We start from the raw sequence: 16,697 nt of genomic DNA, 5'->3' as shown, positions 1-16,697 counted from the left end.
GTCTGCGTAGCCATTCCCGTTCCCCTTCCGATGCCGGACCGCGTTGCGATCAGTTGCCGAAGCGATAGCGCAGTTCGCCCCCCACTGTGCGCGGCGCCCCGTAGAATCCGCTCTGCACGCCAAGCAGGTTCGAGCCGACGTTGCTCGACGCGAGATATTCGCGGTCGAACAGGTTGCGCACGAAGAAGCTGGCGTCCACCCCGGTTCCGGCAATGTTGCCGATATCGAGGCGCGCGTTGACCAGCACGTAGGGGGGCAGGACCGCGTCCGACGACTGCACGCTGCTGGAGTGGTAGAAATCGGTGCTGAACACCGTCTTGCCGATGCTTTCGGGAACCGGCAGCGTCCAGCGGAGACCGGCGGTCAGCGTCTGGCGCGCGACCAGGTTGAACGGCACTTCCAGCACGCGCAGATAGGGCTGCAAATCGGTCGGCACCGTCAGCGAACGGGTCTTGAGATCAAGCAGCGTCGCGCCGAACTCGAACGCCAGGGTGGCGGTCGGTGCGATGCGCGCGGAAAGATCGATCCCGCTGACCCTGGTCGAACCGGCATTGACGAGCAAGGTGCCGCCGCTCGGATCGTTGGCCGCGTTGCAATCGCCGTCGGGCGAACGCGGCGCGTCGGTGCCGCCGGGGGCCGTGGTGCTACAGGTGGCTTGCGTGTTCAGGCCGGAAACCGGGACCTGCACGTTGCTGTACCAGCCCACGAAAGGCGAAGCGTTGAGCCTTACTTCAGCATTTCCTACCTTGAAGTCCGAACGCACGCCGAACTCAAGATCGGTGACTTTTTCCGGGCTGAACGACTGGAACGGCAGCAGGCGGCCGGCCAGCGTCGGGCTGTTGATGCCACCGGCGCGATAGCCGCGACGGGTCACGGCATAGACGAACAGTTCATCCGAAGCCTGCCAGTCAAGGCCGATGGTCCAGGTCGGGGCTTTGGACTTGGTGCGGTTCACGCTGCTGTTGACGATGGCGGGAACGGCATTGTTGCAATCCGCCGGGCTAAGTACCGGGTTGGGCGAAGTGCCGCCGCCGACGCAGGCGCTGATTTCATCCCAGGTATGACGGAACCCGGCGTTGAAGCGCAGGCCATCGGCAATGCCATCCAGCTTGTAGGTAATGTTGCCGAACACCGCCTTGCTGGTTTCGGTGAAGAACCCGTAGTTGAACGGCGCATTGGTGAAGCCGGGCAGGATGAAGATCGGGATGTAGGTGCCGGTCGGCCCCTTGGGCTTGCTCTTGAGGTAGAACCCGCCAACCAGCCAGTCCAGCTTGCCGTCGGCCACGGTGCCCTTGAACTGCAATTCGTTGGTGATCTGTTCCACGTCGGAGGTCTGGCGGCCGCCGACGACCATGACCGGAAGCCCCCTGGGGATCGCGCCCGTGCCATCGGAAATCAGCGTAGGCAGGCCATCAACGCTGGAGAAATAATCGACCTTCGTGCGACGATACCCGAAGAGGTTGACCAACTGGAACGCATCGGAAAGCGTGACTTCGGTGCGGTTGGTGACGCCGAACCGTTCGGCACGTTCAAACGCATCGACATCGGAGTCGATAACCCGGATGCCGCGCGCGCGCTGGGCGGCAAGCTGGGCCTGCGCCGCAGCCAGCGTGCCCGTGGCGGTCAGCGCATTGGGGCCGGAGAAGACATCGACCAGAACCGAGCCGCCGCCGGTCGACCGGTTGCGATAGTAATCGACGATCGTGGTGTTCTTCAGCCCTTCGAAGGGTTCGAGCAGCAGCGTGCCACGGATCGCGCGCGAATTGAGATCGTCGGCATCCTTGCCCACGCCGATGTTCTTCGTCCAACCATCGCGCTTCTGGTACTGGCCCGAAATGCGCAGCGCCACCTTCTGGTCAACGATCGGCAGGTTGATGGCCGCTTCGCCGATCACCGCATTGTAGCTGCCGTAAGTCGCCTGCACATATCCTTCGAGATCGTAGGTCGGCATGGTCGGGTAATAGAGAATCGCGCCGCCAGTGGTGTTGCGGCCGAACAGGGTGCCCTGCGGCCCTTTGAGCACCTGTACCGAGGCCAGATCATATGTCGGGATGCTGGAGCCGAGCGTCGGCGCGGGCACGTCGGCGAAATAGCTGATCACGCCGGGCGCGCTGTTGCCCGCCAGCGCCTTGGACTGGCCGCGGACCGAAAAGTTCGAGTTTTCGCGCCCGCCCGAACCGGCCAGGAACACGCCCGGCGTCTTGAACAGCAGATCCTGCGTATCGCGGACCTGCGCCTGGCGCAGCGATTCGGTGCCGAAGGCGGTGATCGAAACCGGCGTGGACTGGATGTTTTCCGCAGTACGGCGCGCGGTGACGATGATATCGCCGTAAGTCTGGTCGGTGGCGGCGACGCCTTCGTCCGCCTGCTGCGGCGTGGCCGTGGCGTCCTGCGCGAAAGCGGGGGTTGCGGTTGTCGCCAGCAAGAGCGCGACAAGGCCCTTAGTACGGCAGTGAATCATCATAAGCCCTCCCAAAGAATGTAAATGTTTTTTTCTGACGCACTCGCTGTCGCTGTCGGGAGCATCAATAACCTGTCTTTGGGAAGGATATGGAACCTGCCATCCCGTTTCGTCGGACAGGTGTGGCCTGCGTGCAGCATGCGATGCGATGGCCGCGGACAACCGCAACGACGCAGCGGAAACACGCGCACCGCAATGGCATCCGTGGCGGTCATTCGCACCAACACCAGCCATTCGACAGGTAACAGGCGGCGGGAAAGCCGCAACCTGTGCTGAAAACACGCGTCGCATGGCGCAGAGGAGCACTGGACATGGCAAGACTTGCGGACAAGGTCTGCATCATCACCGGCGCAGGCAGCGGGATCGGCCGCGCCAGCGCCGCAATGTTTGCGCGCGAAGGCGCCACGGTGATTGTCGCCGATATCCGCGCTGAGCCGGCAGAAACCGTTGCCCAGGAACTGATCGCCGCTGGCGGAAAGGCCCGCGCCATCGCCGTGGATGTGGGCAGCGAGGGCGATCTGGCCCGGATGATCGACACCACGGTCGCCGATTTCGGCCGGATCGACGTGTTGTTCAACAACGCGCTCTACACCAACACCGAACACGCCATGCGCGACATGGACTTCCTCAAGTTCGACCCGGAAATCTTCCTGGCGAACCTGCGCGTCAACGTGCTGGGCGCGGTCATCGCCAGCAAGCTGGCGATTCCGCACATGCTGAAACGCGGGCGCGGGTCGATTATCTCCACGTCATCGGGCAGCTCAATGGGCGGCGATATCACCGCCTACAGCTATGGCTCGTCGAAGGCCGCACTCAACTGGTTCGTCCAGGCGATCGCCGCGACATATGGCAAGCAGGGCATCCGCAGCAATGCGATCCTCCCAGGCCCGACGCAGACTCCGGCCAAGATCCAGTGGTCCACGCCGGAAATGGACCGCCTGTTTCTCGATGTGCTCAACACGCCGTTCATCGGCGAACCGGAAGACATCGCCGCGATGGCGCTGTTCCTGGCATCAGACGAATCACGCTATGTCAACGGCATGCTCTATCCGGTCGATGGCGGGCAAAGCTGCACCGTACCGTTCATCAGCGTGACCCGCGCGCTTGCCGCGGGTTCCTGACCCGCGCCCGCTCCGCCCCCCGACCCGGTTATCGCAAAGGAAAAACACGATGGGTATCGAACTGGAAAACAAGGTCCGCGCCATGCACGACGCATGGGGCGACGGCAGCGACGAAGTGCGCCCCGATGTCGAGAAGATATTGTCGTACTTTGCTGAAGACGCCGAATGGCAGTTGTGGGTGCCGGGCGGCCCGGTGATCCGCGGCAAGGAAGCGCTGCGCGCCGAAATCCTCAACCAGATGACCTTTGCCACCAACAACAAGTGCAACGAGGTGAACATCCTGTCGAACGACCGCATGGTGATGCAGGAACGGTCCGACACGGCAATCATCATGGGCCGCCCCTGCCCGCACCAGATGGTCGCCATCTACGAGTTCAACGACGATGGCCTGATCGTCAAATGGCGCGAATATCTCGACATGGACGATCTCAACCGCAAGATGGGCGTGACCGGCGAAAAGAACCCGGCGGGCAACCCGGAAGCTGTCGGCTGATGACGCGATCGGCGGCCATCGCGCCCGGAAAATGGGCGTTCATCACCGGCGGGTCCGATGGCCTTGGCCTGGCGTTCGCCACCGATCTGGCGCAGCGCGGCATGCATTGCCTGCTGATCGCCCGGCAGGAAGACAAGCTGGCCCGCGCCGCCGCAGCCGTCCGCGCGCTGGGAGTGGAGGCGCGCACGCTCTCGCTCGATCTTGAAGCACCCGATGCGGTGGCGCAGATCGCCGCCGCCACGGCGGACCTGCCACTGACGCTGGCGGTGTTCAACGCCGGGGCCGAAGCATCGGGCGCGGCCTTCGTCGACCGGCCCTACGACCACTGGGCCACGACGATCCGGCGCAACGTGCTGTTTCTGACAGAGGCGCTGAACCATTTCGGCAAGCGCCTGGCGGACAGCGCAGCAGCAGGAACGCCCGGCGGGATCATCGTCGTCGGGTCCGAAGCCGCGTTTGGCGGGGTGGGGCTTTCGGGCATCTACACCGCAACCAAGGGCTTTGCCCTGAACCTGTGCGAGTCGCTGTGGGCCGAACTTGCGCCCCGTGGGGTCGACGTGATTACCCTGTTGTTCAAGATCGCCGATACGCCGATGCTGCGCGAAACGCTGGCGCGGCGCGGCATCCCGGTGGAAGCGACCGGCGCATCCGATCCGATAGCACTGGCCCGCGGTACGATCGAGGCACTGGGTGACGGGCCGGTATACAACCCTGATGCGGTATCGCCAGACGATCCCGTAACGTCCAATGCCGCACGGCGCGAACGGGTCAACGCCAAAACCGAACAGATGAAGTTCTTCTACGGTTAATCCGCGCAGGGCCAGCCATGCCGGCCTTGCGCGCTAAGGGGAGAGAGCCACGATGAAAATTGGCATAAGCAGGCCCTTTGCCGATCCGGGCGTGCCGATCAACGATATCGACATGGGCGAAATCGCACGCATGGCCGAACAGATCGGCTTTGACTGGCTGACTTCGGGCCACCACACCGTCCGCCCGCTGAAGGAAGAGATCAAGGGGCCGCACACCCACGGGGTGCCGTTCTACCAAGACCCGCTGATCGGCGCGGCGCGCGCCACGGCGATGACCAAGCGGATCGAGATTTCGACCGGCGTGCTGATCATGCCGATGAAGCACCCGGTCGATGTGGCCAAGCAGGTGGCCTGTATCGACGCTTACAGCAACGGACGCTTCATGCTCGGGTTGGGCACCGGCGGCGCAAGCCGGATCGAGATCGAGGCCAGTGGCGGCAGCTTCGAGCGGCGCTGGGCTTACACGATGGAGAGCATCGCGGTGATGAAGGGCCTGTGGACGCAGGATGCCTTCGCGTTCGACGGCGAATTCTTCCAGTTTCCCGAAGTCCAGATGTACCCCCGCCCGGCGCGCAGGCCGCATACCCCGATCCTGCTGGGCGGATACAGCGATACCGTGCTGGAACGGGTGGGCCGCCATTGCCAGGGCTGGTTGCCCGCCTACGCCGGAACGCGCCTGCTGACGCTCAGCGAAACCGACATGACGGGGCCGGAACATCTCAAGCGCGGCCGCGCCAGGATCATGGCCCACGCGCAGGAAGCTGGGCGCGACATCGCCCATTTCGAAATCGGCGTTATCCTCGCCCCCGGCGACGACAGCCGCGAACTGCGCACCATCTATGAAGACGCAGGCGCCGACCGGCTGGCCTTCAGCCTGCCCCATATCGAAAGCGTCGAAGACGCGCGCATCGCCCTTGAAAAGATCGCCGCGAACGTCCTTTGACCCCCCTCGCGCGCGCCGGAGAATGAGCATGAGAGCAGTCCAGATCACGGCCTATGGCGGCCCCGAAGTCATGGTCGTCAACCAGGTGCCCGAACCCGAAGCCGGGCCTGGCCAATTGCGCGTTGCCGTGGCCGCGACCGGGGTGAACCCGGTGGACTGGAAAATCCGCGACGGGCACATGAAGGATTTCCTGCAAGTGCCGTTCCCCTTCACGCTGGGCAACGAGTTCGCCGGCACCGTCACCGCGCTGGGCGAAGGCGTCAGCGGGTTTGCGGTGGGCGATGCGGTCTATGGATCGGTCGGCCCGATCGGCGTTTTTGCCGATGTGCTGGCAGTACGGGCCGATGCCGTGGCCAAGGCGCCTACCAGCCTGTCGATGGTCGAAGCTGCGGCGCTGCCCGTGGCAGTGGTCACCGCGCAGGCCGCCTTCGATGCCGAACCGATCACGCCCGGCACGCGCCTGCTGGTCCATGCCGCTGCTGGCGGGGTCGGCAGCATCGTCGTCCAGCTTGCCAAGGCGCTGGGCGCCGAAGTCACCGCGCTGACATCGCCCGCCACGATGAACTTCGTGCGCGGGCTGGGCGCCGATCACGTGATCGATCGCACCACCGCCTATGAACAGGCGGTCGGCGATTTCGATATCGTGCTCGACGCCTTCGGCCCGCCTGCGCAGGCGCGCTCATGGGGGTTGCTCAAGCCCGGTGGCATCCTGATCTCGCTGGTCGCGCCGCCCGATCAGGACGAAGCCGCCCGCCATGGCGTGCGTGCGACGATGACCTTTGGCGCACCCCATGGCGCCGCGCTGCGCAACGCGGCGGCCCTGGCCGATGCGGGCAAGCTCAAGCCGACGATCCAGCGGACCTACCCCGTGGAAGAAGCCGTTGCCGCAATGGCCGAAGTCGAAAGCGGCACCGTGCGTGGCAAGATCGTTCTCACCTACTGACCGCAAGGAAACCGACCATGTCCTCTGCGCCTGCACGCTGCTTCGATCTTGCCGGAGGTTGCAATTTCCGCGACCTTGGCGGCTATGCCACGCGCGACGGGCGCAGGGTGCGGACCGGCATGCTGTTCCGATCCGGGGTGCTGACCTACCTGACCCCGGAGGATCACGCCGCGCTTGCGCCGCTGGGCATCCGCACCATCGTCGATCTGCGGCGCGACGACGAGATCGCAGCCGAACCGACAACATGGGCCGGGCCGGTGCGCCAGCTTTCGTGGCAGCTCGACGAATCCATCGCCTCGTCGCAGCGCGGCGCACCGTGGGAACATGCCACATCGGGCGAAGCCCTGCGCGCCTGGCTGATCGAATCCTATCCGTCGATGGCGGACTGGATGACCCGCGCCGTGCGCGGATTGCTCGATGCGGTGATCGACGACCAGACGCCTCTGGTGTTCCACTGCGCCGCAGGCAAGGATCGGACCGGCTTCTGCGCGGCGATCCTGCTTGGCCTCGCCGGGGTGGACGAGGAAACGATCCTGGCCGATTTCGCGCTGACCAACACGGCGGTGGACCTGTTTGCCTTTACCCGCCAGCACCGCAACGCCGGGCTGGGGCTGACCGATGGCCAGCACCCCTTCGAAAAGATGGCGCCCGACGTGCGCGATGCGCTGATGCGCGCGGATCCGGCCTATCTCAAGGCGGCGCTTGATTCCATAACCGCGCGCCATGGCTCGATCGAAGGCTATGTGCAGGCGGCGCTGGGTCTGGACCAGATCCGGATCGCCGCGCTGCGCCAGCGGTTGCTGGAGGACTGATCCGGCTCAGCGGCCGACCGGATAGGTGATGGTCTTTTCCTGCTGGAACTCACGGAGCCAGTCCGGCCCGTATTCGCGCCCGATGCCCGACCGCTTGTATCCTCCGAACGGGGCGTAGGGCATCTTGCCGATGCCCCCGTTGATCGCCACGTTGCCGGTGCGGATCTGCAGCGACATTTCATAGGCCTTGGCGGCATCGGCGGTCATGATCGCGCCGTTAAGGCCATAACGCGACTGGTTCGCGATGCGCACGGCTTCTTCATCGGTATCGTAACCGATCACGCAGCCGACCGGGCCGAAGACCTCTTCCTGCGCCAGAGTGGACATGTTGTCGACATCGTCGAACAGCGTAATGTCCACGAAAAAGCCCTTGTCCAGTCCAGCCGGACGCGTACCGCCACAAACCAGCGTGGAGCCTTCGTCACGCCCCGACTGGATCAGCTTTTCCACCTTGCTGCGCTGGGACTCGCGGATCAGCGGCCCCATCAGCACGGTCGGATCGGACGGATCGCCCACCTTCCAGTGCGCCGCCACCGCCTTTGCCGTGGCGACAAAGCGCGCCCGTACCGAATTGTGCACGAGGAAGCGGGTCGTGATCGCGCAGCCCTGCCCGGCGTTCACGGTCAGCACCATGATCGCCATGGCGGCGGCGGCTTCGACATCGGCATCTTCGCGCACGATCATCGCGGACTTGCCGCCAAGTTCCAGATGCACGCGCTTGAGCGTCGGCGCTGCCTGCCCCATGATCGCCGCGCCCACCGCTTCCGATCCGGTGAAGGTGATCATGTCCACGCGCGGGTCGGTGGTCAGCCGGGTGCCGACATCCGGCCCGCCGGTGATGATGTTTAGCACGCCGCGCGGCAGGCCGATTTCGTCGGCGATCTGGCCGAGCATCAGCGCCGAATAGGGCGTGAAAGGCGAAGGCTTGAGGATCAGGCTGTTCCCGGCCAGCAGTGCCGGCGTGACCTTTGCGAGGTTGAGCAGGAAGGGGAAATTGTACCCCGTGATGCCGCTGACCACGCCCACCGGTTCGCGCACCACAGTACCGCCGCCAAGAATGCGCGGCCCCTCCGGGTTGATCATGTTGACGTTGCTGGAGACGGGCAACTGCGTCGGCTCTTCCCGCCGGGAATAGTCGATGGCCGATTGCAGATGTTCAAGCGGGGCATCCACCTGGACATTGCGCGTCACGGCCTGCGCGCAGCCCACTTCCTTGAGGATCAGGTTGACCAGCTCGCCGCGCCGCGCATAGAGCGCATCATGGAATTTCTGCATCACGGCAGTGCGTTCGGCCTGCGTCATGCGCGGCCAGGGACCGTTTTCAAAGGCATCGAACGACGATGCGATGGCCGCCTCGGCCGCCGCAGCATCGCCCACCGGCGCTTCGCCGATGACGTCTTCGGTCGAAGGGTTGAGCACCGCTTCGCGCTCTGCGGCGGCGTGCCATTCACCATCAATGTACAGGCGGTCGATATCGGTAAAGGGGATAGTCATGGATCGCCTCACTGGGTCTGGAGGATGATTTCGGCGGCGCGCAGACCGACCGCCATCGCCGGAGCATTGGTGTTGCCCGAAACCAGCGTCGGGAAGATCGAGGTATCGCACACGCGCAGACCGCTGACGCCGCGAACACGCAATTGCGGATCGCAGACCGAAGCTTCGTCCGCACCCATCCGGCAGGTGCCAGCGATGTGATAGGCCGTGCCGCCAAGGGCGACGGCGTTCTGCAGGATATCGTCGTCGGTCTTTATCATGCCGCCGGGGAACTGTTCTTCCACGATCCACGGCTTGAGCGCGCTCTGTTCGCCCAGCGCGCGCAGCCAGCGGAACAGCGACACCGCAGTGATCCGGTCGATCTCGGCGGAAAAATGGTTGGCGTCGATGAACGGCTGCGCATCGGGATCGGCCGACTGGATGCGCACTTCGCCCTGGCTTTCGGGCCGGGTGAAGTAGCCCAGGATGGTCAACCCGTGGTGCTTGTCGGGGACAACGCCCTTGTCGGTCAGGTTGAGCGAATAGAGGCTGACCCCGATCTGTGCGTCGGCATGGTCGAGATCGGGCCGCGTCTTGACGAACCCGCCGACTTCATGCGCGCCATGGGTCAGCGCGCCCTTGGCCAGCAGGCCGTATTGCAGCACCGATTTGGCCAGCCCCAGGCCCTGATAGTTCAGGTTCATGCTGCCGCCGGTCACGCGATAGACGGTCTGTAGATAGCGGTGTTCGCGCAAGTTGCGCCCGACATCGGGGGAATCGACGATCACCGGCACCCCGGCGGCGCGAAGCACCGCGCCGGGGCCGATGCCCGACAACTGCATCAGCTTGGGCGAATGGACGGCGCCAGCGGAAAGGATCACTTCGCGCGCGGCGACAAACCGGGCGCCCTGCTTGTTGCGCACGGTTACCCCGGTCACCGTGCGGTCTTCGATCTCGACCTTGAGCACATCGGTTTCGGGCAGCACATCGAGATTGGGGCGCTTGCGCGCTTCTTTGAGGAAGCCCCTGGCCGAACTGACGCGCTTGCCGTTGGCGATGTTGCGGGTCTGATAGCCCATGCCGCCATCGCGCACGACATCGACATCGTTGACATCCGCCACCCGTGCCACGCCGATCTGCTGCGCAGCGTCAAGCACTGCTTCGCACAGGCCGTTGCGGGTGGGGTGGACGCTGACATGGATCGGGCCGCCCACGCCGCGCCACGGGCCTTCGCCCAGTTCGTGGTCTTCCAGCGCGACAAAGCAGCGGCCGATCTCGTCCCAGCCCCAGCCGGTGCAGCCAGCGTCGGCCCAGCCATCGTAATCCATCGGCGCACCGCGGATATAGACCATGCCGTTGACCGCGCTCGACCCGCCGACGGCGCGGCCTTTCAGCCACATTTCCGAGGGCTTGTTGCCGCCGGGCGATACGTCATAGGCCCAGACATGCGGGTTGCGCGGATCGAGCAGCTTGCCGATGCCGCGCGGCATGGCGATGAGCGGGCTGGTGTCATCCGGCCCGCTTTCCACCAGCAGCACGCGCGTTGCAGGGTTTGCCGACAACCGGTTGGCGAGCACACAGCCCGAAGACCCGGCCCCGACGATGATGTAGTCATACCCTTGCGCTGCTGCGTTGGTCATTAGGAACCCTCCCTTCACGGCGCGACCACAGGCCTCGCCTGCCCGGTTCGCCTTCGCCAGAGCCGATTCGCCGCCGGCCTGAAGAACCCTTGGCAATCAATAAGTGGAACTGCAAGTCCCATCTTTTGACACCGCCGGTATCCTGTCGCACCCGCAAGTCCAGTCTCGTGCTGTCGGGCCGCCGATACCCTTGAGCATCAGCGCAAATCCCTGCTCGAAAACGCTCTCCCCGGTCGAAAAATCGCTGCCCTGGGCGCTGCCGATCATGTTGCAGGCAACTAGGATATCGTCGACCGACACGTCGCCGCGCACCAGCCCGGCGGCCTTGGCGCGCGCTACCGGCGCGACAAAGAGAGCCGCCGTTTCGCGCGCGGCTTCGACCATCATGGCCTTTCCGGCCGGGCTCGCCAGCAGCGTATCGTCCATCGCGCGGTAGATGAAGGTCAGGCGCGCCACAGTGCGCATCAACGCGAAAACGGCATCGGGCCGTTCGCCCAGCGCGGCGCATTCTGCGGCAATGGCCTCCTGCTCCACCGCCTGAACCGCCCGGATCAGGTCGACCCGGTCGGCAAAGTTGCGGAACAGCGTGCTGCGACCCACCCCCGCCCGCGCGGCGATGTCTTCCAGCGAGATATCGGCGGCCCCGGCGCGGAAGGCTTCGCGCGCTGCGGCGATCAGTCGGTCCCGATTGCGCGCCGCATCCTTTCGCATGACATTAGAACCCCCGGCCCCGTCCTTGTTGCCGGACCCGCCGTATCGGCGCGCCGCCGGGATGGCAATCGGGGACGCGCTCAGCGCCCCCGCCTTGCGGTTACCATTGCAGTTCAAGCGCGGGCACATGCATGATGTTGCCCACGAAGTACTGCACCTTGAAGCCATCCTTGATGCGGAACTCCGGCAGAGTGCCAAGGAACTCCTCCATGGCGATCTGTAGCTCCATCCGCGCCAGGTGCATGCCCAGGCACTTGTGGATGCCGCCGCCCAGTGAAATGTGCGGAGCCTTGCGGTCGAAGCGCACCTGTTCGGGCGAATCGTAGTAGGTCGGGTCATAGCCGGTGACCGGCGTTGCCACCGAGACATATTCGCCCGGCATGATCTTCTGGCCGCGGATTTCGATTTCCTTGGCGGCGATGCGGAAGGCGGTGACCGGGGCGTAGGCCCGCAGGAACTCTTCCACCGCGGTCACGATAAGGCCCGGCTTATCGCGCAGTTCGCGCTGCCTTTCCGGGTAACGCCCCAGATAGCAGAAGATATTGCCCAACAGCGAAGTGACCGTATCCAGCCCGCCAATGTAGAGGTTGAAGCAGTGGCCGAAGACTTCGGTGACGTTCCACTTGCGGCCATCCACTTCGTTATCGAAGATCTTGCTGATATAATCGTCGCCGGGGTTCTTCTGGCGCTCCTCGATCACGCCCATCAGGTAGGCCTTGACCTTTCGCACCGCATTGCCGCGCACTTCCCAGTCGTTGGTGTGCAGCATTTCCTTTTCCCAGGTCAGGAACTCGGCCATGCGGTCCTGCGGCAGGTCGAGCAGGTCAAGCACGATGTTGATCGGGTATTTTTCGGAAAACTCGTCAACGAAATCGCAATGCCCGCGATCCTTGAACCTGGCGATCAGCACCTTGGCGCGTTCGCGCACCTGATCGCGCATGGCGGCCATGTTCTGCGGCGCGAACTTGGGGTTCAGCGCGGCCCGATAGGCGGTGTGGATCGGCGGATCGGCCTCGGTCGGGATGACCAGCCAGTCTTCGCCGATGTTCTGCGCCCACTTGCCCATCCCGTTCTTGGTGAAATTGTCGGGATCGCGGAGCATCTTCATCGTGTCTTCATAGCTGGTCAGCAGCCAGCCGGGCTGATCGCCGGGGAAGATGTTAGTGACATAGCTGATCGGCGGCAGGGTCGCCTGAAGCTGCGGGATCATCGTTTCCTGCGGGCATTCGTCCACCCGCTTGCGGGCGTAGAGCGGCAGGGTGACCACAAGATCTTCGGGCACATGGGCAGGGTGAGTAGCGGCAGTGGCCACGGCAGGTCTCCTCATCGAACTATTGCGCCGCAAACCACGATTCGGCGCCTTGTTTTGCCTACCAACGCCCAAGCCTGCGCATATGCCAGCACAAAATCTGTCGTGAACCAGCCAATTGCAAACGCATCGGGGCGTCGGCGTGACGCGCGCACAGTATGCGCCGGGTAATTCCCCGCCCCTAGACAAGGATAGGTTCCCGCGTGCGCCAGGCAGCGCACCAAGCAGGATGGCGATCGCGAGAATTGCCGGGAGAAGTGCAGTGCATTGGGATGAGGTTTTCGACGTAGTCTGCGTAGGGTCCGGGCTTGGCGGCATGTCGGCCGCGCTGACCGCCGCGCACCGCGGAGCAAGCGTGCTGGTTGCGGAAAAATTCCATCTGCTTGGCGGCGTGTCGGCGCTGTCTTCGGGCCAGCTCTGGCTGGGGCCGCACCATCTTCAGGATGGCGAGGGCATGGCCGACAGCGACGCTGATGCCGATGCCTATCTTACCCACCTCTCGCAAGGCTTCGCCACGCCGGACCGGCGCAAGGTCTTCATCGAACGCGGGCGCGAGGCGCTGCGCTACATGACCGACACCATCGGCATCCCGATGACCGTGGTCCGGGGCCTGCCCGACTACTACTTTCCCGCCGTCACCGGGTCGAAACGCGAAGGCCGTTATGTCGAGGTCGCGCCGTTCAGGGCCGAACGGCTGGGCGATCTTGCGGCGAAGGTACTGACCTCCCCCTATGGCGATGGCTACAGCTACACCACGTCGAACGAATGGGTAGAGATGCAGGACGGCGGCGAACATGTTGGCGCGTGCCTCGAACGCCACCTTGCGGCGGACGAGCGCTGCGCCGGGGCCGGCCTTGCCGCCGCGCAGGTGCTGGCCGCACGGGACATGGGCGTGGAGATGCGCACATCCAACGCAGTGATCGACCTTGTTGTCGAAGCGGACGAGGTGACCGGGGTGGTCCTGCGCGACGAAGGCGGCGCCACGCGGCGCGTGCGCGCCCGGCTGGGCGTGGTGCTGGCCACCGGCGGGTATGACTGGAAACCGTCGTTCGTGAGCGCCTTCGATGCCTTGCCGGTCGCGGGCAGCATGGCCCCTCCAAGCGTCGCGGGCGATCACATTGTCATGGCGGCAAAAGCAGGGGCCATTGCCGTTCCGGCGCGCGCACCGGCCCAGACCCCCATTTTCGTCGGCTATAAGGTGCCGACCGAAACCATCTATGGCCAGCCATCCTACCGCATGTGGTTGCCTGGCGCGCCGCACAGCATCGCGGTGAACCGTTATGGCCGCCGCTTTGCCAACGATGGCTTCTACCCCGATGTCGCCACCAAGGTCGGCCGGTTCGACGGGCAGGAACAAGGCCAGCCGAACTGGCCTGCATGGATCGTGTTCGACCAGAACATGCTGGACAAGTACGGCCTGATGCCGAGCTGGCCCGGCCAGCCCCTGCCCGAAGGCATGGCGACCAGCGCCGACACGATCACCGAACTGGCCGAACGCGTGGGCATGAACGCGCGCGGACTGGAAGATACGGTGCGCCGTTTCAACAGCTTCTGCGTGACCGGGATGGACGAGGACTTTTCGCGCGGCAGCGTGCCGTGGGGCCGGATCATGACCGGCGATCCGCGCCTGCTGAACCCCAACATGGCGCCGATTGAAAAACCGCCGTTCCACGCCGTTAAGATCGAACGCGTGACGATGGGCGTGCCCACCGCCGGTCTGCCCATCGACACAGACGGGCGTGTGCTCAACGCCGACGACCAGCCGATCGGCGGGCTTTATGCGGCTGGCAATTCGGCCGCGTGGCTCGATATCGGCGGCGGCTACAACAGCGGCATCGCAAACACCAGGGGCATGCTCTACGGCTATCTGGCCGCGCTGCACATGACCGGCCAGCATGCCGCCCCCCCACCCCAACCGGCGGAGGCCTGAACCATGGGTATCACGATCTACCAGCTTGAACGCTCACGCTCGGAACGCGCGGTCTGGTTGATGGAAGAACTTGGCGCGCCTTATGCTATCGAGTTTTTCCGCCGCTTGCCGGTGACGATGCAGGCCGAACCCGCGTACAAGGCGCTCCACCCGCTTGGCTCTTCGCCAGTGCTGGGCATCGACGGGCGCAACATTGCCGAAAGCGGCGCGGTGATCGAATATCTGGCGACGACTCAGGGCAATGGCGCGCTGGCCGTGTCCGCCGATGCGCCCAATTATGCCGATTACCTCTACTGGTTCCACTTTGCCGAATCGACCATGATGCCCGCGCTGGTCAGCGAGATCATGGCGGGTTTCGGCGGGGTAGAGGAGGATCACCCGACGCGCCTCTATGCGCGCCAGCGGATCGCGCAATTGCTTCAATTCGTCAACGCACGGCTGGAGGAGGTTCCGTTCTTCGCCGGAGACAGCTTTACCGCCGCCGACGTGATGATGACCTTCCCCTTCACGATGACTCGCCAGTACGTGCCGGTCGATGTCGAAGGCCACCCCGCCATTGCCGCCTATGTCGAACGGATCGAAGCGCGCCCGGCCTACCAGCGGTGCCGCGCCATCGTCGATTACCCTGCTGCCGCGGCGGACACCCCGGCATGAGCGCGGCAGCGTCCGACGCTGCCGTGGCCGACGAAGAGGCGCAGATTCGCGCGTGGCTGGCTGAACACATCGGTGGCACGGTCACTGCCTTCGAACGGCTGCCGCGCTGGCGCCCGTCGTGGCAGGTCACGGTCGAGCGCGGCGGCGAAACGCTGGCGCTGCATGTGCGCGGCGACCGCCCCAGCGGGCTGGGCATCTGCCCGCTGCGCCGCGAATACGACGTGCTCAGACTGTTGCAGGCCAATGGCATCCCAGTGCCGCATATCCATGGCTGGTGCCCGCAACCCGAAGCCATCGTCATGGCGCACATGAACGACACGCCCTTCCTGGGCGATGTCGATGGCGATCCGGCGGTGCAGGGCATGGTCGAAGACTATGCCGGGCACCTAGCCCGCATCCACGCGCTGGACATCGCGCCCTTCGTCGCGGCGGGGCTGAAGCCGGGCAAAAATGCCGAAGCGGTGGCGCTCGATTACCTGCTGCTTTCAGAAAGCCATTACGAAGCCGAAGACCAGCCCGATGCGCTGCTGCGCTTTGTCACCGGCTGGTTGCGCCGCCACCTGCCGCTCCACCGCGACACCAGCGTGCTGCTGATCGGGGATGCGCCGCAATTCTTCCACAACGGGCAGCGCGTGACCGCGCTCTACGATCTTGAACTGGCCAAGCTGGGCGATCCGCTCGCCGATCTCGCTTCGATCCGCGTGCGCGACATCAACGAACCGATCAGCGATGTGGCGGCGGTCTTTGCCCGCTATGTGCGCGACAGCGGCTGCACGATCGACTGGCCGGTGCTGACCTATTACACCGTGCTGCTGTTCATCGCCGTACCCATGATGACCAAGGCCACATTCCGCAAGGTCACCCCGCATCCCGCCTATGTCGAATATCTTTCATGGGCCATGGGCGCGACCCGTGCCGCGCTCGAAGCGATTGCCGAAGGCGAAGGATACGCGCTTGATCCGGTACAACCGGTGCCCGCCACGCCCCCGCGCGATGCCTATGCCTGGCGCGATCTGGTGGCGCAGTGCGGGGCGCTGCCGACAGAGGGCTTCTTCCGCGCCCCGCCGGCGCAGTCGCTCGCGCTTTACCTGCAACGCCTGGCCGAAAGCGGTGACGCCATCGCGCAGGCGGAACTCGATGATGCACGCACCATTCTGGGCATGGCCGATGCGCAGGCCTCCTTGCTGGAAGCGCAACTCGACGCCTTTGTCGAACAGGCTGCGCCCGACCGCGACCGCGATCTGGTGCGCTACTTCCACCGCCGCCAGATGCGTCGCCTGCAATTGCTGCGCGATTATCCCGGCCCGATCGTGACCCGCGGGCTGGCCCCGCTCGATCACCTCTTTCCCGATGCCTATCCGCGCGCCACGGCGGATTGAAGCTTGATTTCAGGAGTCC

General features: G+C 64.8%; 14 protein-coding genes. 9 read left to right on the top strand and 5 right to left on the bottom strand.

Annotated elements, in window-relative coordinates:
* Positions 1 to 49: 49 nt before the first annotated feature.
* Complete coding sequence (locus GGR44_RS11855) at positions 50 to 2,464, bottom strand: TonB-dependent receptor (RefSeq protein WP_246344583.1); 2,415 nt, start codon at positions 2,462 to 2,464, stop codon at positions 50 to 52.
* A 308-nt stretch (positions 2,465 to 2,772) separates the two neighbouring features.
* On the opposite strand from GGR44_RS11855, the gene GGR44_RS11850 reads away from it, so the two are divergent.
* The 6 genes from GGR44_RS11850 to GGR44_RS11825 are packed head-to-tail and all read left to right on the top strand — an operon-like array spanning position 2,773 to position 7,582.
* Positions 2,773 to 3,582 (top strand): SDR family NAD(P)-dependent oxidoreductase, encoded by an 810-nt coding sequence (locus GGR44_RS11850; protein ID WP_183955792.1) that lies wholly within the window; start codon positions 2,773 to 2,775, stop codon positions 3,580 to 3,582.
* Positions 3,583 to 3,631: 49 nt separating this feature from the next.
* Positions 3,632 to 4,075 (top strand): nuclear transport factor 2 family protein, encoded by a 444-nt coding sequence (locus GGR44_RS11845; protein ID WP_183955791.1) that lies wholly within the window; start codon positions 3,632 to 3,634, stop codon positions 4,073 to 4,075.
* Positions 4,075 to 4,884, top strand: a complete 810-nt coding sequence (locus GGR44_RS11840) for an SDR family NAD(P)-dependent oxidoreductase (protein ID WP_183955790.1) — start codon at positions 4,075 to 4,077, stop codon at positions 4,882 to 4,884. Before GGR44_RS11845 ends, GGR44_RS11840 begins: the two co-directional genes overlap by 1 nt.
* A 52-nt stretch (positions 4,885 to 4,936) precedes the next feature.
* Positions 4,937 to 5,827: a TIGR03619 family F420-dependent LLM class oxidoreductase gene (locus tag GGR44_RS11835; protein WP_183955789.1), complete on the top strand. Its 891-nt coding sequence runs from the start codon at positions 4,937 to 4,939 to the stop codon at positions 5,825 to 5,827.
* Positions 5,828 to 5,855: 28 nt separating this feature from the next.
* Entirely contained in the window at positions 5,856 to 6,770 is a 915-nt protein-coding gene (locus GGR44_RS11830; protein ID WP_183955788.1) for an NADP-dependent oxidoreductase, read from the top strand.
* Between the two features lie 17 nt (positions 6,771 to 6,787).
* Entirely contained in the window at positions 6,788 to 7,582 is a 795-nt protein-coding gene (locus GGR44_RS11825) for a tyrosine-protein phosphatase (RefSeq protein ID WP_183955787.1), read from the top strand.
* A 6-nt stretch (positions 7,583 to 7,588) separates the two neighbouring features.
* Here GGR44_RS11825 and GGR44_RS11820 read toward each other — a convergent pair whose 3' ends face one another.
* From GGR44_RS11820 to GGR44_RS11805, 4 genes are all read right to left on the bottom strand, one after another.
* Positions 7,589 to 9,076 (bottom strand): aldehyde dehydrogenase family protein, encoded by a 1,488-nt coding sequence (locus GGR44_RS11820; RefSeq protein WP_183955786.1) that lies wholly within the window; start codon positions 9,074 to 9,076, stop codon positions 7,589 to 7,591.
* A gap of 8 nt (positions 9,077 to 9,084) precedes the next feature.
* Entirely contained in the window at positions 9,085 to 10,695 is a 1,611-nt protein-coding gene (locus GGR44_RS11815) for a GMC family oxidoreductase (protein WP_183955785.1), read from the bottom strand.
* Positions 10,696 to 10,791: 96 nt separating this feature from the next.
* On the bottom strand, positions 10,792 to 11,406 hold the full coding sequence (locus GGR44_RS11810) for a TetR/AcrR family transcriptional regulator (protein WP_183955784.1): 615 nt from the start codon (positions 11,404 to 11,406) through the stop codon (positions 10,792 to 10,794).
* 100 nt (positions 11,407 to 11,506) lie between these two features.
* Positions 11,507 to 12,718 (bottom strand): cytochrome P450, encoded by a 1,212-nt coding sequence (locus tag GGR44_RS11805; RefSeq protein WP_343052332.1) that lies wholly within the window; start codon positions 12,716 to 12,718, stop codon positions 11,507 to 11,509.
* A gap of 226 nt (positions 12,719 to 12,944) precedes the next feature.
* On the opposite strand from GGR44_RS11805, the gene GGR44_RS11800 reads away from it, so the two are divergent.
* From GGR44_RS11800 to GGR44_RS11790, 3 genes are read left to right on the top strand one after another with little or no spacing between them, the layout of a single operon-like run.
* Positions 12,945 to 14,645, top strand: a complete 1,701-nt coding sequence (locus GGR44_RS11800) for an FAD-dependent oxidoreductase (protein ID WP_281374230.1) — start codon at positions 12,945 to 12,947, stop codon at positions 14,643 to 14,645.
* Between the two features lie 3 nt (positions 14,646 to 14,648).
* Positions 14,649 to 15,299 carry a glutathione S-transferase family protein gene (locus GGR44_RS11795; protein ID WP_183955781.1) on the top strand — a complete coding sequence of 217 codons (651 nt, stop codon included), beginning with the start codon at positions 14,649 to 14,651 and terminating at the stop codon, positions 15,297 to 15,299.
* Entirely contained in the window at positions 15,296 to 16,678 is a 1,383-nt protein-coding gene (locus GGR44_RS11790) for a phosphotransferase (RefSeq protein WP_183955780.1), read from the top strand. Before GGR44_RS11795 ends, GGR44_RS11790 begins: the two co-directional genes overlap by 4 nt.
* Positions 16,679 to 16,697 lie beyond the last annotated feature (19 nt).

The organism is Sphingobium fontiphilum, assembly GCF_014196635.1.
Lineage (GTDB): Bacteria > Pseudomonadota > Alphaproteobacteria > Sphingomonadales > Sphingomonadaceae > Sphingobium > Sphingobium fontiphilum.
The sequence above is the reverse complement of the archived record's forward strand: the minus strand, read 5'-3'. Positions and strand labels throughout refer to the sequence as shown.